This window comes from Roseomonas sp. KE2513 (assembly GCF_016107305.1).
Taxonomy (GTDB): Bacteria; Pseudomonadota; Alphaproteobacteria; order Acetobacterales; family Acetobacteraceae; genus Roseomonas.
The window spans coordinates 16315-37530 of the sequence record NZ_RCVR01000031.1 but is presented as its reverse complement, the minus strand read 5'-3'; the positions used below and the strand labels follow the sequence as shown (position 1 = coordinate 37530).

Annotated in this window: 17 protein-coding genes; 6 read left to right on the top strand and 11 right to left on the bottom strand. The window is 67.3% G+C overall.

Going from position 1 to position 21216, the window contains the following annotated elements; all coding sequences use genetic code 11:
* Positions 1-46: 46 nt before the first annotated feature.
* Positions 47-406, bottom strand: a complete 360-nt coding sequence (locus tag D9599_RS23145) for a winged helix-turn-helix transcriptional regulator (RefSeq protein WP_309228691.1) — start codon at positions 404-406, stop codon at positions 47-49.
* A gap of 102 nt (positions 407-508) precedes the next feature.
* Between D9599_RS23145 and D9599_RS23140 the strand changes: the two genes are divergently transcribed.
* Positions 509-835, top strand: coding sequence for a nuclear transport factor 2 family protein (locus D9599_RS23140; RefSeq protein WP_198383663.1), 327 nt, complete (start codon positions 509-511; stop codon positions 833-835).
* The gene (locus D9599_RS23135; protein WP_198383662.1) at positions 835-1623 is read left to right on the top strand and encodes an SDR family oxidoreductase; all 789 of its coding nucleotides are present in this window, start codon (positions 835-837) and stop codon (positions 1621-1623) included. Before D9599_RS23140 ends, D9599_RS23135 begins: the two co-directional genes overlap by 1 nt.
* A gap of 27 nt (positions 1624-1650) precedes the next feature.
* Here the strand turns inward: D9599_RS23135 and D9599_RS23130 are convergent, their stop codons facing one another.
* The 3 genes from D9599_RS23130 to D9599_RS23120 form a co-directional block, all read right to left on the bottom strand.
* The gene (locus D9599_RS23130) at positions 1651-2817 is read right to left on the bottom strand and encodes a benzoate/H(+) symporter BenE family transporter (RefSeq protein WP_198383661.1); all 1167 of its coding nucleotides are present in this window, start codon (positions 2815-2817) and stop codon (positions 1651-1653) included.
* A 209-nt stretch (positions 2818-3026) separates the two neighbouring features.
* Positions 3027-4643: a GMC family oxidoreductase gene (locus D9599_RS23125; protein WP_198383660.1), complete on the bottom strand. Its 1617-nt coding sequence runs from the start codon at positions 4641-4643 to the stop codon at positions 3027-3029.
* A gap of 152 nt (positions 4644-4795) precedes the next feature.
* Positions 4796-5581, bottom strand: coding sequence for an alpha/beta fold hydrolase (locus tag D9599_RS23120; protein ID WP_198383659.1), 786 nt, complete (start codon positions 5579-5581; stop codon positions 4796-4798).
* Between the two features lie 337 nt (positions 5582-5918).
* Here D9599_RS23120 and D9599_RS23115 point away from each other — a divergent pair, with 337 nt between their 5' ends.
* On the top strand, positions 5919-8510 hold the full coding sequence (locus D9599_RS23115; protein WP_198383658.1) for a winged helix-turn-helix domain-containing protein: 2592 nt from the start codon (positions 5919-5921) through the stop codon (positions 8508-8510).
* Positions 8511-8781: 271 nt separating this feature from the next.
* Here D9599_RS23115 and D9599_RS23110 read toward each other — a convergent pair whose 3' ends face one another.
* From D9599_RS23110 to D9599_RS32330, 5 genes are all read right to left on the bottom strand, one after another.
* On the bottom strand, positions 8782-10920 hold the full coding sequence (locus D9599_RS23110; RefSeq protein ID WP_198383657.1) for a TonB-dependent receptor: 2139 nt from the start codon (positions 10918-10920) through the stop codon (positions 8782-8784).
* 409 nt (positions 10921-11329) lie between these two features.
* Positions 11330-11854, bottom strand: a complete 525-nt coding sequence (locus tag D9599_RS23105; protein ID WP_309228693.1) for a DDE-type integrase/transposase/recombinase — start codon at positions 11852-11854, stop codon at positions 11330-11332.
* A 184-nt stretch (positions 11855-12038) separates the two neighbouring features.
* On the bottom strand, positions 12039-12215 hold the full coding sequence (locus D9599_RS23100) for a hypothetical protein (protein ID WP_198383655.1): 177 nt from the start codon (positions 12213-12215) through the stop codon (positions 12039-12041).
* A gap of 4 nt (positions 12216-12219) precedes the next feature.
* Positions 12220-13806: an ABC transporter substrate-binding protein gene (locus D9599_RS23095; protein WP_198383654.1), complete on the bottom strand. Its 1587-nt coding sequence runs from the start codon at positions 13804-13806 to the stop codon at positions 12220-12222.
* Positions 13803-15293 carry a M81 family metallopeptidase gene (locus D9599_RS32330; RefSeq protein WP_198383653.1) on the bottom strand — a complete coding sequence of 497 codons (1491 nt, stop codon included), beginning with the start codon at positions 15291-15293 and terminating at the stop codon, positions 13803-13805. Before D9599_RS32330 ends, D9599_RS23095 begins: the two co-directional genes overlap by 4 nt.
* 101 nt (positions 15294-15394) lie before the next feature.
* Here D9599_RS32330 and D9599_RS23085 point away from each other — a divergent pair, with 101 nt between their 5' ends.
* From D9599_RS23085 to D9599_RS23075, 3 genes are all read left to right on the top strand, one after another.
* Positions 15395-16048: a helix-turn-helix domain-containing protein gene (locus tag D9599_RS23085; RefSeq protein ID WP_198383652.1), complete on the top strand. Its 654-nt coding sequence runs from the start codon at positions 15395-15397 to the stop codon at positions 16046-16048.
* Positions 16049-16087: 39 nt separating this feature from the next.
* Entirely contained in the window at positions 16088-17332 is a 1245-nt protein-coding gene (locus D9599_RS23080; RefSeq protein WP_198383651.1) for an FAD-binding oxidoreductase, read from the top strand.
* 91 nt (positions 17333-17423) lie between these two features.
* Positions 17424-18512 carry an esterase gene (locus D9599_RS23075; RefSeq protein ID WP_232480804.1) on the top strand — a complete coding sequence of 363 codons (1089 nt, stop codon included), beginning with the start codon at positions 17424-17426 and terminating at the stop codon, positions 18510-18512.
* A gap of 250 nt (positions 18513-18762) precedes the next feature.
* On the opposite strand, the gene ggt is transcribed toward D9599_RS23075, so the two are convergent.
* Complete coding sequence (gene ggt / locus D9599_RS23070) at positions 18763-20361, bottom strand: gamma-glutamyltransferase (protein WP_232480808.1); 1599 nt, start codon at positions 20359-20361, stop codon at positions 18763-18765.
* Positions 20362-20372: 11 nt separating this feature from the next.
* Positions 20373-21212, bottom strand: coding sequence for an alpha/beta hydrolase (locus D9599_RS23065; protein WP_198383649.1), 840 nt, complete (start codon positions 21210-21212; stop codon positions 20373-20375).
* Positions 21213-21216 lie beyond the last annotated feature (4 nt).

The window sequence follows — 21216 nt, the reverse complement described above, 5'->3', positions numbered from 1 at the left end:
CACGAAATAGGGCGCGCTGGTCCGCGCACTGAAATTCAACATCCTGCTAATCGCAACGTGTCGTCACAACCAGCCGCGAGGCCATCTCGGGTGGTGCGCGTTCCGCCCAGATAAGCAGGGCGTCGAGTGCCGGGCAGAGCGACTGCCCCCACTCGGTCAGGCGGTACTCGACCTTGGGTGGCACCTGGTGGTGAACAATGCGTGCCACGACGCCGTCCGCCTCGAGCTGACGCAACTGCTGGATCAACATCTTCTGCGACACGCTGGGAATGGCGCGCTCGAGATCGGAGAACCGTCGAACCTGCCCGCCGAAGAGCTGAAACAGAATCACCAGTTTCCAGCGCCCTTCGAGCACCCGGACGACGTTCTGCACGCCCCGCGCGGCTGATTCCGGCGTGTAGGTCACGCGCTTACCTCGGGGTAAGTCGCTTACCTCTTCGTCCGTTCTTGTCATCCGGGCAGCCTAGAAACAGGTTCACCGCGGGGCAAGCAACAGCGGAGACATGCCTTGAAGGATGACCTGCCGTCACCGATCGCGTCCTATGTCGCAGCCAATGCGCGCCTGGATGCGGAGCGCATTCTGGCGTCCTTCGCGCCTGATGCTGTGGTGGGAGATGATGGCGGCCGCCATGTGGGCCACGACGCGATCAGGGCATGGATCAACTCGGCCATCATCGTCGCCCGGGCCGTCTTCACGCCCGAGATGTGGCGCGACGAGAATGGCCGCATCATCGTGACAGGCCCGACCACCGGCGACTTCCGGGGCAGCCCGATTTATCTCACCTTTCGGTTCACGCTCCGCGGCGGCGCCATCGCCGCCCTCGAGATCGGCTGATGCCACCGCGCAGCCATCCCGACGAGTTCGAGGGGCGCCGGGTTCTCGTCACCGGAGGCAGCAAGGGTACCGGCCGCACGACCGTCGAGCGCTTCCTGGAAGCCGGGGCGCGGGTCATCACGGCGGCGCGGAACAGGGCCGAGGATCTCAGGGGCGTCGAATTCGTGGCCGCCGACCTCACCAGCCCGGACGGCATCCGCGCCCTTGCGGAGGCGGCGCTGGGACGCCTCGGCGGCGTGGACGTGCTGGTGCATGTCCTCGGCGGATCCAGGGCCCCGGGCGGAGGTTTCACCGCCCTCACGGAGGATCACTGGCGCGCCGAGTTCGACCAGAACCTCATGCCTGCGGTGCGGCTCGACCGCCTGCTGCTGCCGCAGATGGTCACGCGCGGTGAAGGGGTGGTGATCCATGTGGCATCGATCCAGTGGCGCCTGCCGCTGCATGACTCCACGGCGGCCTACGCCGCGGCAAAGGCCGCGCTGACGACCTACAGCAAGGCTCTCTCGAAGGAGGTCGGTCCGAAGGGCGTGCGGGTGAACGTCGTCTCACCCGGGTGGATCTACACCGAAGCGGCGGACGCCCTGGTGCAGCGGCTCGCCGCCAGCAGCGGGGGAACGCCGGAGGCGGCAAGGAGGGGCATCCTGGAGGCGCTCGGCGGCATCCCGATCGGCCGCCCTACCAAGCCGGAGGAGGTGGCGGAGCTCATCGCCTTCCTTGCCTCCGACCGGGCGGCGGCCATCCACGGCGCGGAATACATCATTGACGGCGGCACGGTCCCGACGGTGTAGCCGCCGCGTGCCGCCCACGACGTTCCGCTAAGCCCGCCTCAGCAGGGCGGCGGCGCCAAGGGCGGTGAATCCGGCCATCAAGCCCCAGAAGGCGGAGCCGAGGCCGAAGAGCGAAAGGCCGGAGCCGGTCGCGAGGAAGGTGAGGATCGCGGGGTCGCGGCTCTCCCGCGTCGTCAGCATCGCCTCGATCGCGCCCGTCAGCGCCGGGATAAGGGCGAGGCCGGTCAGCACCGCGATCACCGCCTGCGGCAGTGCGAGGAAGAAGCGCACCAGAAGCGGTGAGAAGATCGCGAGCAGGAGGTAGAACGCCGCATAGATCACGCCGACCGTCCATCGCTCCGCCGTGCGGGGATGCGCCTCCGGGCTCGTGCAGATCGTGGCGGTGATGGCGGCGAGGTTGACTGCATGCGCCCCGAACGGCGCCGCCAGCAGCGAAGCCACGCCGGTGCCCATCAGCAGCGGCCCCGGCTTGGGGGAATAGCCGGCGGCCCGGAGCACCACCAGGCCCGGCAGGTTCTGCGACACAAGGGTTACCAAGAAGAGGGGCAGGCCGACGCTGAGGATCGGCGCCGGGTCAAAGATCGGTGCGACCGGGAACAGGCTGCCAAAGGTGGCCCCGGTCGGCAGCGGCGCCAGATCGCCGCGCAGTAGGGTGAGCAGCATGCCGGCCGCCAGCACGAGCAGGAGGGCGTGCAAGGGAAGCCATTGGCGCGCCACAATGAAGACGGCGACGAGCAGGGCCACCAGCACCGGCTCCGTGGCGCCGAGCCTGAAGAGAGCCAGACAGAATGGCAGCAGCACGCCTGCCAGCATGGCCGCGGCGATGGAGGAGGGGATCCGCTCCGCCCATCGGCCCAGCACAGGCACGGCGCCGAGCACAATCATCATGAGCGCCGCCGAGAGGAACACGCCAACCGCCACTGGCCAGGACAGGGCCGAAGTCAAGGCGGCGAGCAGCGCCGCCCCCGGCGTCGACCAAGCAAGGACGACGGGCATGCGCGACATGATGGACATCACTGCGCCGGCAATCCCGATGGCGAGGCACAGCGCGGTGACGGCGGACGCCGTCTGCCCGACGGAGGCGCCAAGCATGCGCATGGCCTGGACGACGAGCACCACGGTGCCGCCGAAGCCGACAAGGGCCGCGATCAGTGCCGCCGACCAGGCCTGGGTAGGTGGCAGGGAATGCAGCATATGGCTCTCCTCGGTGTCAGGGCGCAGGTGCTTCCCGGCGCGGCTCCGCCGATAGTACCAGCGACGACGTTGAACCAGGAGTTTCGGCAGGTTCCGCCCAGCGCTCTTCTTCGCAAGCGCAGTTCCCAATCAGCAAAGAGGTAGCCGCCGCGATCGGGCGGGTGGCGGCGTTGTGGCGTTCGCCGCGGTCCCGCCGCGGCCACATGCGGCTATAGCGCGTGTTCCTGCTGGATCATCGCCGCGGCGCGCTCGCCGATGATCGCGCAGGGCGCCTGGGTGTTGCCGGTGGTGACGCGCGGCATGATCGAGCCATCTGCCACCCGCAGGCGCTCCACACCATAGACCTTGAGCGTGCCGTCCACGACGGAAATCGCGTCCTGCCCCATCTTCGCCGTGCCACTCTGGTGCCAGTAGGTGACGGCGGCGTCGCGGATGTAGAGGTCGAGCGCCTCGCCCCGAAGCTCGCCTGGCATCGCTTCGCCGCGCACGAAGGGACGGAAGGCTGGCGCGTTGCCGAGCGCGCGGCAGAGCTCGATGCAGGCCCGCGCGGTCGCCATGTCGGCCGGGTCGGATAGGAAGTTTGCGTCGATCAAGGGTGGGGCCGCTGGATCGGCGCTTCGCAGGCGCAGGCGACCGCGGCTGGCTGGCTGCGCGAGACCGGCGAACATCGTCCAGCCATGCGCCGGCACGCCGCGCGCGGCAGTGCGGTCGCTCGGCACGGGGAATTCGACCTGGCAGAAGAGCAAGTCCGGCGCGTCAAGCTCTGGCCGGCTCTTCCAGTAGAGGGTTGCCTCGCTGCCGCTGTTCCGTGGCGCTATGGGCTCGATGTACTCCCAGGTACAGCCGAAGGAGACGTGGTCCTGGAAATTCCGGCCGACGCCCGGCAGGTGTTGCAGCAGCGGGATGCCGACGCGGCGGAGCTCCTCGCCGTCGCCGATGCCGGAATGCATCAGCACCTTCGGCGTCTGGATCGCTCCCAGCGAGAGCACGACCTCGGTATCGGCCTCGACCGTCGTGACCTGGCCGTCACGCAGGAATTCCACGCCCGTCGCGCGGTGACCGTCAAAGAGAACGCGACGCACCAGGGCGCCGGTCAGCACGGTCAGATTGGGCCGATCCAGCCATGGTCGGACATAGGCGCGGAAGAGCGATTGGCGGCGGCCGTCGCGCACCAGCATGTCGCTGATGGCGGCACCGCCGGTGGATTCCATCATGCGACCGTTCGGATGCGGGAAAGTCGGAATGCCGATCTCGCCCGCGGCGTCGAGCATCGCGGCGGCGATCGGGCTCGGATCGGCCGCTGGCTGCACCCAGACAGGCCCACCCGTGCCGCGGTACTGCGCGTCGGGGGTACCCTGCCAGTTCTCGATCCGGCGATAGATCTCAAGGACGTTGTCGTAGCCCCAGGTCGGATCACCGGCCTCCGCGGCGAAGAAGTCCCAATCGCTTCGATGCCCACGGGCCCAGACCATCACGTTGATGCTCGAGCCACCGCCAAGGCCCTTTCCCATGGACAGTGGAAGCTGGCGCCCGTTCAGGTGTGGGTTCGGTTCCGCCTGGAAGCCCCAGTCGCGCTCGCTGCCGAGATTGATTGGCCACAGGGCAGGATCGAGCACGGCCTCCACCTCGTCGCTGCCGCCGGCTTCGAATAGAAGCACCTGGACGTCCGGGTTCTCCGCAAGCCGCCGCGCAACGACCGAGCCGGAGGCACCGGCGCCGCAGACGATCACGTCGTAGCGCGGCCGCAGCCGGGCAGTCAGCCGCGCCTGGTTTTCGCGGGCCTGCACGGAGAACTCGCGCTCCTCAGAAGAGACAACATCAATCATCGTGTGAAACGCCTTACTCAATCCGTCGGCATCATCCGGACGCGACTTGCAAGCGCCCGCCGCTTACGGCCGGCCTGTCGGAGTTGCAGGGGCAATCGGCCGGCGTCGGGCTCACCCCGGCACCGGTCACGATCAGCGTGGTGCCGTGGTCGTCAGCGGGCGGCACGCACGGCGTGCTGCGCGGCCTCGTCGATGACGGCGGCGACAACCTTCGGTTGCGTCATGAAGACGGCGTGGCTGGCCGCGATCTCTGTGACCTTCGCACCGATGCGGCTCGCCATGTGGCGCAGCATGCGCTGATCGAAGGCCTTGTCGTCGGTCGCGATCACCGCCCAACTCGGCCGCGTGCGCCAGGCGGCCTGCGCGAGCTTCGTGCCGAACACCGACATGGCGATGGGCACCTGGGAGTCGCGCATGAAGGCCGCGTCGGCGTCGCTCGCGTCCGCCGCGAAGCCCGCCTTGAAGTTCTCCGCCTTCACGAAGCCAAAGCCGTCTGCACCGGTGTCGAGGACGAATTCGGGCGGCGTGGCGAAGCCCTCGTACTGCTGCGCGGTGGTCTCGCCGACATCGGGCGAGAGGGCGGAAACATAGACGAGGCCAGCTGCCTTCGGGTGGACGCCCGCCTCGGTGATGACGGTACCACCCCAACTGTGACCGACCAGGATAGCTGGCCCGTCCTGGCGGTCGAGAATGCGGCGGGTGGCGGCGACATCCTCGGCAAGCGAGGTCAGCGGGTTCTGGACGATGCTGACGCGATAGCCGCGGTGGGTCAGGTCATCATAGACGCCGCGCCAGCCCGAGCCGTCGGCGAAGGCGCCGTGAACGAGTACGACGTTGCGCACGGGTTGGGAGCCAGGCGCCGGCGTGGCGGGCTGCGCCTGGGCTGCGCCGGTGATGCCGGCGACGGCAGCGGATGCGACGAGATCACGACGGGTCATCACAGGGGTTCCATTCTGGGGATTGGGTGCGGCGGGCGTTCCGCCCTGGCCAGCGGAAGGGTGCCGTTCCGACCCCTCCCAATCCTCGTCGCGGCGCCAAAGAAAACCGAAATTTTCCAGGATTGCCCACCGATCCAGCGGCCTGCGGCGCCCCTTCCCGGCGAGGCTCGCTTGCCTTGCGGAGCCGTTGCACAAGGCTTCATCCTCGCTATCAATCCCAGGGGTGAATTGGGTCGGTCGCGCACGGCAGCTATGGTGTCGGGTGGGATGATGGCGGCCATCCGGTGGCTGCAAGGGTCAAGAGGCCCAAATTCTTCCTAAAGGGAGCCGCGTCGCCATGGCCGAGACTGCGAGAGCCTTTGCCTTCGGGCCCTTTCGCCTGGTTCCGGACCGCCGCATCCTCGTCGCCGAAGGCCGGGAAGTGCCTGTCCGCGGGCGGGCGTTCGACCTGCTCCTCGCCCTGGTGGAGCACCGGCACCGCGTTGTTTCGAAGGACGAGCTGATGGAGCTTGTCTGGCCCGGACGCGTCGTGGAGGAGGGAAACCTGACCGTCCATGTCGCCGGTCTGCGCAAGCTCCTCGGCAGCGGGATCATCGCGACGCTGTCGGGGCGGGGATACCGCTTCGTCGCACCTATCACCGAGGTTCCGGTCGAGGATGGGCCGCAGTCCCGGCCCGCCGCGTCCCTCCCGCAGGCGGCCCAGGCTGGAGCGGCGAGCGCCGCGCCCTGGTCCGGAGACCTGCCGCGCCCTCTGACGAAGCTAATCGGCCGGGAGGGCGACCTTGAGCGCGTGGAGGCGCGGCTTCGCGAGTCGTGCCTCGTCACCTTGGTGGGGGCGGGTGGCGTGGGGAAAACACGGCTCGCCCTGGCCGCCGCCGACCGTATCCGACGCTCCTGCCCGGGCGGTGCCTGGTTCGCCGATCTCGGGCCGGTGGAGGAGCCTCGCCTCGTCCCGGCGGCGATCGCCTCCGCTTTGGGTGTCGATGTCGGCGGCGGCGACCCTCTGCGCGTCGTGCTCGCCGCACTGTCCGCCACGCGCGGACTCCTGGTGCTCGACGGCTGCGAGCACCTGTTACAAGCCGCCGCCGGCGCCGCCGAGTTGATCCTGCGAAGCTGCCCCGGAGTCGTGATCCTCGCGACCAGCCGCGAGCCGCTTCGCGCGGAGGGGGAAAGGGTGCAGCGCCTGCATCCCCTCGATGTGGCGGCCCCCGACGGCACCTTCGGCGCCGAACGGCTGGCGGACTACCCCGCCAGCGAGCTCTTCGTCGAGCGGGCGCGCGCGGCGCTCGGCGAGTTCGTGCCGGGCGATGCCGATGCGGCCGAGATCATGCGCATCTGCCAGCGCCTGGACGGCATCCCGCTCGCCATCGAGCTTGCTGCCCCGGCACTGCAGGCCATGACCTTAACGGAGCTGCGCGAGAGGCTGGAGCGGCATTTCGACCTGCTCGCCGCCGGGCGACGGACCGCCCTGGTCAGGCAGCAGACGCTGCGCGCCACGATCGACTGGAGTCTCGACCGCCTCGCTCCCTTGGAGCGCGCGCTGCTGCTCCGACTGTCTGTCGTCAACGGCACCTGGACGGCGGGCTCCGCTGCATCCGTGGCGGGCTGCGCCTCGGGAGAGGACGAGGTTTGCGCCCTGATTGCGTCGCTGGTGGACAAGTCGTTGGTGCACGCGGACCTGACCGGGCTGCAGGCGCGCTACCGCCTTCTGGACTCGACGCGCTACTACGCCGCCGATCGCCTCTCCGCACCTGAGTTGGCGGAGGCGCGGGCCAGCCTCGTGCGGTGGCTGGCGCGGGCCTATAAGCGGGCCGAAGCGGATTGGCCGTTCATGCCTGACGAGGAGTGGTTCGCCCTCTATGCACCCGAGGTGGAGAACCTGCGGGCGGGCTTGGCATGGGCGTTCGGACCGGACGGCGACGAGCGCCTGGGCGTGGAGCTGACGAGCCAGACGGAGCACGTCTGGGCTGAGCTTTCTCTCACAGGCGAGTTGCAGACCTGGTTCGATCTCGCGATCTCCCGGGTGGACGATGCAACGCCGCCGGAGATCGCAGGCCGATTATGGCTCGGTAGGTGCGGATGGGTTGCGCCCAGGGGAGCCCGAGCGTTGGACGCCGCGCGGCGGGCGGTCGTGCTGTTCCGCCAGGCCGGCAGCCGGATCGAGCTCGGGCGCGCGCTGTGGCGGCAGGCCTGGCAGCACATCCTTTCTGGCGACTTGGCCTCAGCTGCGCCCCTGCTGGAGGAAGCCGAGGACGTGCTGCGCGGCGAGAAGCCCAACAAGGCCCTCGTCTCCTGCCTGAGGGCCCAGGCGGTTTTCCACCTGCGCGGCAACCAGCCCGACGTGGCGCGTGCGGAGCTGGAGGAGGCGCTCACCCTCGCTCGACGCCTCCGCAGCCCGCGCGATGTCGCCCTTACGTTGGGGAGTATGGCCGAGCTGCATTGCGCCGCCGGCCGGATGGGCGAGGCTGTCGCGGTAGCGCAGGAGGCGCTGGCTTCTCTCGGCCCGGTGCAGGCGCGCTCGGCCTGGGTGCAGCACATCGCCGGCGCCGTGGCGTCTTACAGGCTGGCGGAGGATGACATTATCGGTGCGCGCCCGATTATTGCGGAGAGGCTCACCGCAGCGCGGCTCATGCGCCTGCCGCACGAGGTGACTGCCAATCTCGAACGGCTGGCGCTGATCGCAGCACGCGAGGGTAATCTCGGCACGGCAGGGCGGCTTTTCGGCTACGTGGAGTCCTGTCACGCGCAGCGCGGGATCCTGCGCAGCTTCGGTTCGCAGGCCGTGCACGACCGCCTCCTGGCGGTGCTGCATCGTCGCCTGGCTCCGGAGGAGTTGGAACGATTAGCGACGACCGGTGCCATCCTCGGCGAGGAGGCGATGGTGATGGAAGCCTTCCCCATCGCCACGAAGCCCCGAGAGTCAGTCTGAACGGACCTGCGGGTCGGTTCGGCCTGGATGAATGCGAAGCCATGGAGCGGGCGGCCGCCGATGCGGCTCACCGGAAGACCTATGGCATGCCGCTCCCGCACGTCGCAGCGGCTGTCAGTGTCCTTCGGGCGCGGGCTGCGGACCGGCAAGAGGCCGTAGCTGTCAGGTGAGATCGGGCCGCTTCCTGGACCACCGGGAGCCTTGGGTTGGCTCCCGGTGGTCTCGCCCGCATCCGGGTCGGTGGAACAAACTCATTACTCGCGCTCGATGATCAGAAGGTCAGCGTTGCGAGGAGGCGTACGGTACGACCGGGCAGCAGCACCTCGTCCTTCTTAAAGGACGCGACGTTGCGGATGTCGGAGTCCAGCAGGTTGGTTCCGATTACCGAGAAATTTGCGGTCCTGATGTCGTCCAGCCGCGCCGTGTATCCAATCCGGGCATTCAGTAGCTCATAGCCCTTCGTCGGCGTCTCGTTCTCGCCCACGCGGTTCTGATTGAACGCGTGCAGGTAATCGACGCTGCCTTGGAGGGTGCCGTCGCGCCAGAAGAGGCCGCCGCCGAGCCGGTGCGGCGGGATGCGGGGCAGGTTCCCGGCGCCGTTCTCGAACTGTGCCCGGACGAAGTCATAGCGGCCGGAGACGCCGACGCTCCCGTTCCAGAGGTTGAAGAGGTCCTGCTCGCCCTTAGCCTCAAGGCCGTAGAAGCGGGCGTTCCGCTGGCCGAAGGCCGTCTGGAGAAACGCCTCGCCTCTCCCTGCCACGCAGGAGCTGAACTCCTCGCCGCAGCTGTTGCCGGTGAGCGCGCGGTAGATGAAGCCGTCAAAATGGGAATAGAAGGCGCTGGTGTCGAAGCGGGTGGTACCGGCCGTACGGGACAGGCCCAGCTCGGCAGTCGCCGCGCGCTCCTTCCTCAGGTTGGGCTCGCCGATGTCGAAGGTGCCAGTGGCGTCGTGCGCGCCGCGGGAGAAGAGCTCCGCAGAGGTCGGGGCGCGCTGCACGTACTGCCCTGTCACCCGCGCCTGCACCGCCCAAGGCAGGTCGTACAGCGCGCCGAGGCTGACGCTGAACGGGGTATAGGTTCGACGCTGGCCCCTGCTGTTCAGTTCCGCATCGGGATCGACGGGAAGGTTGCCCTGCGAGAAGTCTCCAGTGGCCCCGACGATCCGGTCGAATTCCACCCGCCCGGCGGCCTGTAGCCGGAGCCGAGGCGTCAGGGTCAGCTCCTCGAAGAGGTAGCCGGCATAGCGGTCGGTCCGGTTCGGCGGCAGGAAATCGAGGAACTCGCCGGTGGTGCGGATGCGCTCTTGCTCGATGGACAGGCCGAAGGTTCCGTTCAGCGGCCCGAGCCCCGTGTTGACGGGAGCGTGCTGCAGCTCGATGCGGCCATCCCAGCTGTTGTTGCGGAACCCGCCATGGACCACCCGCGGTCCCGCCAGCCCTCCCGCACCGATCTCGTCCATGCCGAGATCGCCCGCCTCCTCCGCGCCGATCTCCTCGTGGTGGTAGTTGGAGAAGCTGAACCAGCCGCTGATGCGCTGGATGGGGCCGCTGCCGGGCCGGTACTCGGCACGGGTGGACCAGCGTACCTGCTCCGCGCGGATCGCCGTACGCGCCGCTGCCTCCTCGCCGCCAGGAATTTCGTAAAGGCTGCGGAAGTGCGAGACCGAGCTGCCGATGAAACCTTGGTCCCAGATATAACTCAGCCCCGCCGACTTTCCGTCGGTGCGGACGCCGCTGTTCTCCTGCCGCCGTCCGCCGGGAATGCGATAGTCGCTGTCGTAGCGGCCGAAGATATCGAAATGCGCGACCCAGTTGCCGGCGCGCACGTCCGTGGTGCCCACGCCGTCCCACCCGCGCGAGCCGCTATTCCAGCCGCCGGAAAGGCGCCCCTGCACCGCCCGGTCGGGCAGCACCGTAGGAATACGGTTGTTGATGACGTTCACCACGCCGCCGATCGCCTGGGATCCCCAGCGCAGAGAGGCTGGGCCGCGCACCACCTCGATCCGCTCTGCCGAGAGCGGATCCAGCGGCACGACGTGATCCTCGCCCAGGTTCGAGGCGTCCCCTGAAAGGAAGCCATTCTCCTGAAGGCGTACCCGGAAGGTGTCCAGCCCGCGGATAATCGGGCGGCTCGCGCCCGGGGCAAAGGTGGACGCGGTGATCCCCGGCTCGGTGAAGAGCACGTCGCCAAGACTGCGGGCCGGCCGTTCCAGGATCTGATCCCGCTCCAGCGTCGTCACCGGCAGGAAGCTGCCTAGCTGGTCCGTGGTAATCGGGCTCGCAGTGACTGAGACCGTCGGGATCTGGATAGGAGAAGTCTCCGCCGCTTGTGCAAAGGCTTCCTGCGGGAGGCCCATGCAGGCGAGCACCGCAACTGTAGCTAGCAGCGCAGAACGGTACGAGTTGGTCATGAAAACTCCAGCATTCCGCATCGATCGCAGGCAAAGCGTTCGCTCTTTCGAGCGACACGTTATAACATACGGTATCGGAGAATGACGCAAGCCCATAAAGCTACGTGGTTCGGCAAGGACGCACAGCGCTGGCAAGTTGTTCGACAAGAACACACGGTCGGCCGTGGGACCAAGGGGGTAGCAGGGTTATGATGCTGCTTGGGTGCAGGCCTTCTGATGCCGAATACGGAAGGTCCTGATCCCGCCCCCCTGGTAGTCGCCGCCCGTCATCGGGTGCTGGCGAGAACAGAAATGGACACAGAACATGGGTCGCCCAGAGAGGAGTCGTTAGCCTGCCCGGCCGACTTGAACCGCTGCATCTGCCGCTCTCGCCGTCGGGTGAGGCGATGCGAGGTCCTCGTCCGATTTTTCAGGTGGGGACTGGCTCGGTGCCAGACTTCAGCAGGATTTCGCGTTTTGCCACGATGTAGTTCTTGAGTCCGTCAGTAACCAGCCGACGTGGTTTGTACTTCAGGTCCGCGAGCAGGCGCTTGACGAACCGCTTGGCCGCGCTTCCGTTCCGCCTGTCTTGAACAACGATATCTAGCATCATGTCGTGGCAGTCCACCGCTCGCCAGAGATGGTGGCGCATGCCGTTGATGCACAGAAGCGCCTCATTAAGGTGCCAGGTCCCCCCAACTTCGGCTGGAGCCACCGCAGCCTGGCAGCGAACTCCGAGCCGAGCTTCCGGCATCAGCACCGGATGCTCTCGTGCGTGACGGTGATGCCCCGCTCCGCCAGTAACATGGTTCACCGCTTCAATTGTACGCACGATGCCCGCAATTGCTCCGACTGTTTGACTAGCCTCGCTCTGCAGGGCGTTGATCTGAGCGCCGACCTCTTCGGGCGCCTTCGCGGTCTGGGCCGCTAGCGCCTTCACCCCGGAGGCGACCACCGCCAAGCCTCGGCCAGCATCGACTTGAACCTCATTTCTTGTGATGCGAAAACATTTAGATCGGATGAAGAGGCAGATGAGCAAGCGTCCGCATTAGCGCCCGACTTCCGTCTCCAATACCTTTCTTCGTAGGCGCATCAGATGCACCATTCCGTCGGACACGCAGGAGTAGTCGCCCTGCTGGTTAGCGCGGTCCGCCGCCCGGCACGACGGTGAGCCCGGTAGCATCGATCTCACGCCCCTGGCCCTCCACCACGCCCGCGGCGAAGATCCGGTCCTCCATGGTGGCGACATCACCCGTAGGGGCCAGGCGCGTCTCCAGGTCGAGCAGGCTGACGCCACGTATGATGAAGCCGCGCATGGGATCAGGCCTTCCGCAGGTTCCAGAAGACCGGCGCGGTGCCCGGCAGCACGTCCTTGAGAGTGTTCCGGTAGGCGGTCGGCTGCTGGATGGTTCCGATTGGCACATACGGCACCGTCGCGAAGGCCTGGCGCTCCATCTCCGCGGCCGCCGCCTTCTGCGCCGCCTCGTCCCTCGCGCCGAACCATTCGGTGCGCAGGGCTTCCAACTTCTCATCGCTGAACCAGCCGGCCCAGCCTGCCCTACCGTTCCCGCGCAGCGCGAGGTGAGAGGCCGGGCTCATGAACTCCGGGGCCACGGCGGTCGTGTGGAAAATGTTCCAGCCGCCTTCCTCCGGCGGCTTCTGGGAGGCGCGGCGGGCCAACACGGTGCCCCAGTCGGTCGTCACCAGTTCGACGTTCATCCCAAGGCGCTTCAGCAGGTCCGCCGTTACGTCCCCCATGGGTGCCAGGAAGGGCATGTCGGTGGGCGAGATGACCACCACCTTGCGGCCATCATAGCCGCTGGCCCTCAGCATCTCACGTGCCTTGGCGAGGTTGGCTTCCATGGCCTCCCCACCGGCGCCGGTGGACAGGGGCGTGCCGCAGGGGAAGAATGCTTTGCACTCGCTGAACAGGGACGGGTCGCCGACCATGGCCTGGAGGTAATCCGGCTGGCTCACCGCCTGCAGCACGGCCTGGCGTACCCGCAGGTTGTCAAAGGGCGGGTAGAGGTGGTTGAAGCGCAGCAACACGTAAACGCCGAGCGGATCGCGCGTGGTGATGGTGATGTCGCGTGAGCGGCGAAGGATCGGCAGCAGGTCTGTAGGCGCGTTCTCGATCCAGTCCACCTGACCGGTCGCCAGAGCGGAGACGGCCGTGGAGCTGTCGGGAATAACCTTCCACTCGACGCGGTCCACGTTGACGCGCTTGCCGCCAGCGGCGCCATCCGGCGCCTCAGCGCGCGGCAAGTAGCCGTCGAATCTCGTGTAGACGGCCTGGCTTCCGGCGACCCACTGATCCTTCACGAAGCGGAAGGGGCCGGAGCCCACGGCTTCGCGGATCTGTTCCTGGGGCGAGGTTTGGGCCAGCCGCTCCGGCATGATGAAGGGTACGGGGCTGGAGAGCTTGCCCAGCGCTTCCGTAAGCAGCGGGAACGGGGCCTTCAGCCGAAAGCGCAGCGTCCGATCATCCACTGCCGAAAGATCGTCTGTCTGCGCCATGAGGGTCGCGCCGAAGCCGTCCCGCGCGGCCCAGCGGCGGATGCTCGCGACGCAGTCCCGCGCGCGCACGGGTTCGCCGTCGTGGAACTTAAGGCCATCCCGCAGGCGGATGGTCCAGGTGCGGCCATCATCCAACACCTCATGACCTTCGGCCATCTGAGGCTTCACCTGGAATCTGCCGTCCATGCTGTAGAGCGTGTCGTAGACCATGTAGGCGTGGTTTCGGACCACGTATCCCGTGGTCCAGATCGGATCGAGGGCGGCAAGGTCGGATTGTGGCACGAAGCTCACGATCTTCGCGCCCTGCGCCAGCGCTGGGCAACCGAGACTGGGCGCGAGCGCCGTGGCGGCGGTGGCACCGAGGAGCGTGCGGCGGGTGGCGGCTTTCATGCGGCAGGCTCCTGGAGGATGTTGGTCGGTGCGAAGGGATCTGCCACGCGGGGCCAGTAAGGGCGCGTGCGCTTGCTGAAGGGTATGTTCGCATAGTCGGGCGGAATGGCGCCGGGCGCGGCCACGTAGCGGATCTCGCGCGCTATCGGTTCGAAGGCGGCGTGGAAATGCTGGGTGGACTTGACCACAACAAGAGCCTTGTCCACCAACGAGATGCCGAGGCCGGTGAAGGCGTCCGGGGCGAAGGTCTGCTGACGCTTGCTGACGAGAACGATATCGATTCCGTCGGCCGAAACCCAGGCGCTCGGCCCGAAGCTCGCACGGCCGCCGCTCAGTCCTGTCTGGGTGAAATCGGGATCTAGCCTCCGCACGGTGACCATGAGGTCAACGGGGTCGCCGGAGGAGGGGCCACACTTGCCACCGATGCGCAGCAGAAAGGTCGCTCCCTCACCAGCCTCGACGCAGAAGTCAACTGCTTGCGGATCCCAGAAGCAGCCGATCACTGCGTCCTTTACACCGCGGTCCACTAGGCGTCGCAGAATGGCGGTGTTGTCCGATGGTGCGCCGCCACCAGCGTTGTCAGCCACATCCGCCAGGACGAGCGGGGCACTCTGGTCCGGCAGCGCGAGGTCGATCCCCTCGTCGATCGTGTCGTGCCGGGTGGAGGTCTCGTCGCGCATCGCCCAGATCTCGTTGCCCAGGCGTTTCGCCAGCGCCTCGGCCTTCGCCATGTCGCCATCGGCGATCACGACCATCTTCGCGCCCACCTCCTCCACGTCGCCCCAGGGAAAGCCGTGACCAAAGGAGATGGAGAGGATGCCGTCCTTGCCCTCCAGCGACTGCATGCGCTCGACGAAGGACCGCATCGGCTCCTGCGGTGTGCGCCACATGCTGATCATGCGGCAGTCGTGGTAGGCCGTGACCGGGGCTACCTCACCCCGGGCAGCGCGGGTGCAGAGAGAGTACAATTCCGCCGCTCGCTCGGCCATGTCGATGTGTGGGTATTCCTTGTAGGTGATGATCACGTCCGCGGAGCTTCGCATCAACTCTGTCAGGTGGCAGTGCAGATCCAACTCGATGCCGATCTTCGCCTGAGGGCCGACTATCTCGCGAACATGGGTGAGCGTGTCGCCCTCGCAGTCGTCGTAGCCGTGGGCGACCATGGCGCCGTGCATGAAGAGTAGTACGACGTCCGTGGGCCCCGCGCGACGCAGGTCGTCAAGCAGCATGTCCCGCAGACCTTCGTAAACATGCCGCAGCGTCGTTCCGGCAGGTTGGGCAAAGGTGCAGAGGCTCTCGACGACCTCGTGCCCGTCGGCCTCGGCCAAGCGGCGCCAGGCGATCAGCGGAACGTTGCCCGCGACGGGCGGCTTGCGGCTGCCGTCATTGCGGAACCAGACGCGCTGCTCTTTGAAGCCGGACCACCCTGTCGGGATTGGGGAGAAGGTGTTGGTCTCGGTAGCAAGCCCAGCAATGAAGATCCGCACGAACCCGACCTCCGTGTTTCAGACTGGCATCCGCGTTGACGAACACCTACGATGCGTCAAAATTTGACCGATAGTGAAAGTGACCGAGCGGATATGTCAACATGATGGAGGTCTTAGATAGAACGGCAGGCCGCCCCTCGTTGGGAGAGTCCGTCCGTGCCGCCAGACGGTCGCAGAGACTGACGCTGAAGGAGGTCAGTGCCCGCTCGGGCCTTGCCGTCTCGACGTTGTCGAAGGTCGAAAATGGCCAGATGTCGTTGACCTACGACAAGCTCCTCGCGCTGAGCGAGGGGCTGCGGGTGAATGTGGCTAGGCTCTTTGAGATGCCTGGCATGCCGCATCGGTCCGTCACCGCGCGCCGTGGCGTCAGCCGCGCCAAGGAAGGACATCGCGTGCAGACGGACTGCTACGACTATTTATACCAGTTCGCGGATATTGCACGGAAGCGCATGATCCCGATCCTCGCCGAGATGCACGCCCGCTCCCTGGCCGAATTCGGGCGCCTGATTCGGCATGCGGGTGAGGAGTACTGCTACGTCCTCGAGGGCCGCGTCGCGGTGCATACGGAGTTCTACGCGCCTGACCTGCTGGGACCCGGGGACGGCATCTACCTCGATAGCAGCATGGGCCACGCCTACCTGAACGCGGGGGAGGGCACAGCGCGCGCCGTCGTCGTCTGCTCGGGGGTCGATCCGGATCTGGACGCGGCTCTAATCGCGTTGCTGAGCGGACGCCGTGAGGCATCGGAATCATAGCGCGTCGGTGCCGCCGCGGGGCGAATGAAGGGGCAGGGCATGGCGAAATCGGCCATTGTGCTCGGGGCAGGGATGGTCGGCGTATCGACCGCACTGCATCTGCGGCAGCGTGGATGGGATGTTGTGTTGGTCGACCGGCGGCCGCCGGGGGAGGGGGCCTCCTTCGGCAACGCCGGCCTGATCCAACGGGAGGCGGTGCATCCCCATCCCTTTCCGCGGCGCCTCGCGGAACTCACGCGCATTGCCCGCAACCGCGGCGTGGATGCCGTATATCATCCTTCGGCCCTGCCCGGCTTGGCAGCGCCGCTCCTACGCTACTGGTGGCATTCGGCACCGCAGCGCTACGAAGCTGTGGCGCGGGCCTATGCCCGACTGATCGTCACCTGTCTGGACGAGCACATGGCGCTCGCGTCCGAGGCCGGCTCGGCGGAGCTTCTGCGGCCCATCGGCTGGATGCGCCTGTTCAGCACGGAGGCGCAGATGGACGCCGCCCGGCTCGAGGCCGAGGCGGCGCATCGCGACCATGGCGTGGGCTACCGCATGCTGGATGGCGGCGCGCTCGCCGAGGCTGAGCCGCACCTGATGGTCCGACGCGCCGGCGCGCTGCACTGGACCGATCCCTACTCGGTCAGCGATCCCCATGCGCTGACCACCTCTTATGCACGCCTACTGGCGGCGAAGGGCGGCAACTTCGTCCTCGGCAATGCCGATACGCTGGAGCGCACCGGCGCCGGCTGGCGCGTCCGGACGGCGGAGGGACCGATCGAGGCCGCGCATGCCGTCGTGGCGCTCGGTGCGATGGCCGGCACGGTGACGCGGCGCTTCGGCTATTCTCCCCCTCTCTTCGGCAAGAGGGGCTATCACCGGCATTACCGCTTGAAGGGCAACGCGGTGCTGAACCGCCCTTTCATCGACGAGGTCAGCGGCTTCTGCCTCGTTCCGATGCGGGCCGGCATCCGCCTGACAACCGGCGCCGAGTTTGCCCGACCCGGCGCCCCGCAAACCCCGGTTCAGCTGGAGCGGGCCGAGCCGATCGCGCGATCCCTCCTGCCGCTCGCTGAAAGGGTCGAGGACCGACCCTGGCTGGGGGTGCGGCCCTGCACACCGGACATGCTGCCCGTGATCGGGCGCATCCCCAGCGAGAACCGACTGTGGGGTGCCTTCGGTCACGCCCATCAGGGCCTGACCCTAGGCCCCACGACAGGCCGTATGCTGGCGGAGATGATGACGGAGACGAGGCCTTTCATCGACCCGGAGCCATACCGGGCCGGCCGGTTCAACTGATCACTTTGCTGATCCGTGACCCTCGCGGTGCCTCGCCACGGCGTCAGGCGGCGTGCAGATTGATGCACGCTACGTGGGAAGGAGGCGGAAGATGAGAAGAACGTTCCTGCAGGGGGCGGCAATGACCGTCGCGGCCGCGGCACTGCCCAGAACCGGCAGTGCCCAGGGTACCGCATCGGGGCAGGCAGGAGTCGTCTCCCCTGTCCCGGCCGCGCCGCGTGCGCCGATCACCCTTGCTGACTTTGGCTCCTTCCACGTCGGCGGGCGCGACTTCGTCATCGCCGGGCAGCCGACGCGGGAGGTGCTCTTCTCCCCCGGCGGTCAGCCCGCGCGGGTCGATCCGAACGGCACCTACCTCATCGGCGGCATGTATGCGGGGTACATGATTCCCTCGCCGCAGCACGGCCGCTTCCCTCTGCTGATGTGGCATGGCGGTGGCCTGACCGGCGTGACCTGGGAGACCACGCCCGACGGACGGGAGGGCTGGCAGCACTTCTTCCTTCGTCGCGGCTGGCCTGTCTATGTTTCGGACGCAACCGAGCGCGGGCGCTCAGGCTGGACGATGATCCCGGAAGCGACCGGCGGACAGCCAATCTTCCTGACGCAGGACAACCCTTATGAGCGCTTCCGCATCGGCGATGGCCCCGGCTCCCTCGCCCGCGGCACCGTCCTACCCGGCAACCAGTTCCCGGCGGACAAGGACAGCTACCGCAACTTCATGCGGCAGAACGTGCCACGCTTCACCACAACGGACGAGCTGACGCTGGAGGCATACGGCGCCCTGCTCGACCGTGTGGGCCCGAGCGTGGTGATGGTACACAGCCAGGGCGGATTCTTCGGTTGGCGCGCGGCTCAGGAACGGCCAGACAAGGTCCGCGCCCTAGTGCTCGTGGAGCCGGCCGCGGTAGGCGACATCTCGAAGGTTGCCGCGCTCAAGAACATCCCGATGCTCGTCCTCTATGGCGACTACATCGACGGCGATGCGCGCTGGCCTACCATTCGCGCAAACGGGATGCGCTTCGCTGAAGCGATCCGGAACGTGGGCGGTAGTGTGGACGTGGTGAACCTTCCGGAGCGCGGAATCCGCGGGAACAGCCACATGATCATGATGGACCGCAACAGCGACACCGTGGCCGAACTCATCCAGGGATGGCTCGTGAGCAAGGGGATGTGGGCCTGACGTTCATGTAACGCTGCGCTGACGCCAATAAAGGCCGAGGCTCGAACGGCATGGCTCGCAGCGTATGCTGGTCGAAGGTAGCGCCATGGTGAGGTCCAAGGCAGACCGTCTCTCTTGGAGGCAGCCTCGGGCTGCAAGCAGGCCCCGCTACCGGCAATGAAGTTTCCGCAATACTCGTCCGCAGGTTCACAGGGTCAATGACTGCATGCTCGGCCTGGTCTCCACGATGGCTGCTACGCCATGAGCTGGGTCACGCCACCCGCAGTGCCATACCGTCGCGCTGCGGGTCGGCACCGCCTTCTAGCTGTCCGTCAATGCTCCCGATGCCGTGCAGGGCGGCAAAGGCGTAGCTCATCGGACTCCGCTTGATGTCATATCCCATGCCGGCGAGTTCGTCGGTGACGCCGCGGCGGATGCGGTTGGAAACATCGATCGAGTCCGAGACGGCCACGATGCGAGGGGCCGCGACGGCGTCCGGCATGGACATGCCGAAGTCGAGGACGTTGGAGATGCCCTGGGCTACAGCAGGGGCGATGTAGCTTCCACCTGGGGCACCGATGACGATACGCGGCTGGTCGCCTTGGAACACGATGGTGGGGGCGGAGGAGGAAGCGCGCCGCTTGCCGGGAGCGATGGAGCCGGCGCGGTTGGGGCGCGGGTCAAAGCGGCTCATGGAGCCGTTATACATGAAGCCAAGGCCCTCGGTGATGGCGCCGGACGGGCTGCCGAGGGTGTGGGTCATGGTGACGCAGTTGCCCTCCCCGTCGATGACGGAGACATGGGTGGTATCGCGCTCGGTTTTCCGCTCCAGTCGGCTGACGCGGAGGCGGTCGCCGCGGCGGATACCTTCTGCAACGCTCGCGGTGTAGTCGCGGGAAAGGAGTTGGTCGGTCGGGACCGGCACGAAGGTAGGGTCCGACATGTTACGATCCTTGTCGATGGTCATGCGCTTCATGGCTTCAGTCAGGATGCGGATGTGCTCGGTGCCGGAGTGCGTGAGGGCACCAATGTTGAAGTGCTCGAGGATGTGGAGCACCTGGAGCATGGCGAAGCCGCTGCTCGGCGGTGGGTTGGTGGCGATGCGGTGGCCGCGGTAATTGCCCCAGATCGGGTCGGCGACGGAGGTGCGGTAGGCCCGCAGATCCTTCATCGTGAGGAGACCGCCATTGGCCTTGAAGTCGGCGGCGATCTCCTCGGCCATTTCGCCCGTGTAGAAAAGTTCCGGTCCGCCCTGCGCAAGGCGTTCGAGGCTGCGGGCCATGTCGGGGTTGTTGATGATGTCACCGAGGCGCTTGAGGCTGCCATCCTCGCGGAAATAGACGCGGCGGCCCGTCGCGGTCATGCGCAGCTTGTCAATCGTGTTCACCTGGCCGCTGGCGGACTGGTCCTGGGACCAGAACCAATGGACGTGCGGGCGAACCATCCAGCCCTGCCGGGCCTGGGCGATGGCGGGGGCGAAGACGTCGCGCCACTCCATCGTGCCCCAGTTGCGCAGGGCTTCCGCGTAGCCGGCGACGTTCCCGGGGGTGCAGACGGCGAGGTGACCGGCCTCGCTGACGCCGCCCTCCAGCAGGAAGGCAAAGCCGTCACGGGACTGGCCCAGCAACTTCGACTCCCACATGTCCGCCGTGGCGGCGAGCGGCGCGCGGGAGAAGAATTCGAGGACCTTGTGGACGCCGCGCTTCGGCAGGAAGACCTGCATGGAGCCGAAGCCGCCGATGCCGACCATCTGCGGATCTACGACGCCCTGGACGAGGCCGCAGGCGATGGCGGCATCGACCGCGTTGCCGCCGCGCTCAAGGACGCGGGCGCCCGCTTCGACGGCTTCGGGTTGGGGCGCGACGATCATGCTGGGCACGGTCAGGCGCTCCGCTTCTGGCGGAGGAGGTCGGCGAGGAAGTCCTGCACGCGGTCGATGACAAGCATGCGGCTATGGGCAACGCCGGGGACCAGGTCGAAGCGGACCGTCACGCCGGCGGATTCGAAGGACTGCTGGAGCGCGCGCAGGCGCTCGGGGCGGGTGCGCCCGGCGTCGTTGGCGCCCTCCATCCAGTAGGTGCCGCCGGGCTTATGGGTGATCTCCCAGGTCTCGAGATCGGCGTCGCCGACGAGCATCTGGACGGGAACGCGGGTCAGAGCGTCGCGGTCGAACTCGATGCCGAAGACTTCACGCAGGTTGCGAATACCGACCCACCAGTCGCGGCTGGTGTCGAGGAGCGTGACGGAGCCGGAAGCGCCGATGGAGGCGGCCCAGAGCTGCCGCGGATGGAGGATGGCGAAGCGGTGAGCGAAGTGGCCGCCCCCGGAGAAGCCGAAGAGCGCGAAGCTTTCCCAGCTCCGGCCGTAATTCGCGGCCACTTCCTCGACCATGCCGAGGAGGACGCGATCGTAGCGGATGTCGCCCTCCTGCATGTACTTGTAGCCGCTGCGCGCGCCGTCCCCGAGCGGGCCGATGGGGAAGATGGGGCAGAGGATGACGCAGTTGTTCCACCGGCCGAACTCGGCGAAGCCGTCGCGGAAGCTCGTGCGCGAGGTGCCGTGGACGCAGACGACGAGCTCGGTGTCCGGGCCGATCTGGGGAGGCACGTAGAGGCAGTACTGGAACCGCGGATCAACCTTCGCGGAGTAGATGGCGGTCTTGCCGATGTCGTAGGTGGCGCGCAGCAGCTTCGCCTGAGTGTCTTCGGTGGTGGTGAGCACGGGG

What these genes read in the sequence shown, in the direction of transcription:
- D9599_RS23135 (WP_198383662.1), top strand. Translation starts at nt 835, where the DNA reads ATGCCACCGCGCAGCCATCCCGACGAGTTCGAGGGGCGCCGGGTTCTC.
- D9599_RS23130 (WP_198383661.1), bottom strand. Translation starts at nt 2,817, where the DNA reads ATGCTGCATTCCCTGCCACCTACCCAGGCCTGGTCGGCGGCACTGATC.
- D9599_RS23125 (WP_198383660.1), bottom strand. Translation starts at nt 4,643, where the DNA reads ATGATTGATGTTGTCTCTTCTGAGGAGCGCGAGTTCTCCGTGCAGGCC.
- D9599_RS23120 (WP_198383659.1), bottom strand. Translation starts at nt 5,581, where the DNA reads ATGACCCGTCGTGATCTCGTCGCATCCGCTGCCGTCGCCGGCATCACC.
- D9599_RS23115 (WP_198383658.1), top strand. Translation starts at nt 5,919, where the DNA reads ATGGCCGAGACTGCGAGAGCCTTTGCCTTCGGGCCCTTTCGCCTGGTT.
- D9599_RS23110 (WP_198383657.1), bottom strand. Translation starts at nt 10,920, where the DNA reads ATGACCAACTCGTACCGTTCTGCGCTGCTAGCTACAGTTGCGGTGCTC.
- D9599_RS23100 (WP_198383655.1), bottom strand. Translation starts at nt 12,215, where the DNA reads ATGCGCGGCTTCATCATACGTGGCGTCAGCCTGCTCGACCTGGAGACG.
- D9599_RS23095 (WP_198383654.1), bottom strand. Translation starts at nt 13,806, where the DNA reads ATGAAAGCCGCCACCCGCCGCACGCTCCTCGGTGCCACCGCCGCCACG.
- D9599_RS23085 (WP_198383652.1), top strand. Translation starts at nt 15,395, where the DNA reads ATGATGGAGGTCTTAGATAGAACGGCAGGCCGCCCCTCGTTGGGAGAG.
- D9599_RS23080 (WP_198383651.1), top strand. Translation starts at nt 16,088, where the DNA reads ATGGCGAAATCGGCCATTGTGCTCGGGGCAGGGATGGTCGGCGTATCG.
- D9599_RS23075 (WP_232480804.1), top strand. Translation starts at nt 17,424, where the DNA reads ATGAGAAGAACGTTCCTGCAGGGGGCGGCAATGACCGTCGCGGCCGCG.
- ggt (WP_232480808.1), bottom strand. Translation starts at nt 20,361, where the DNA reads ATGATCGTCGCGCCCCAACCCGAAGCCGTCGAAGCGGGCGCCCGCGTC.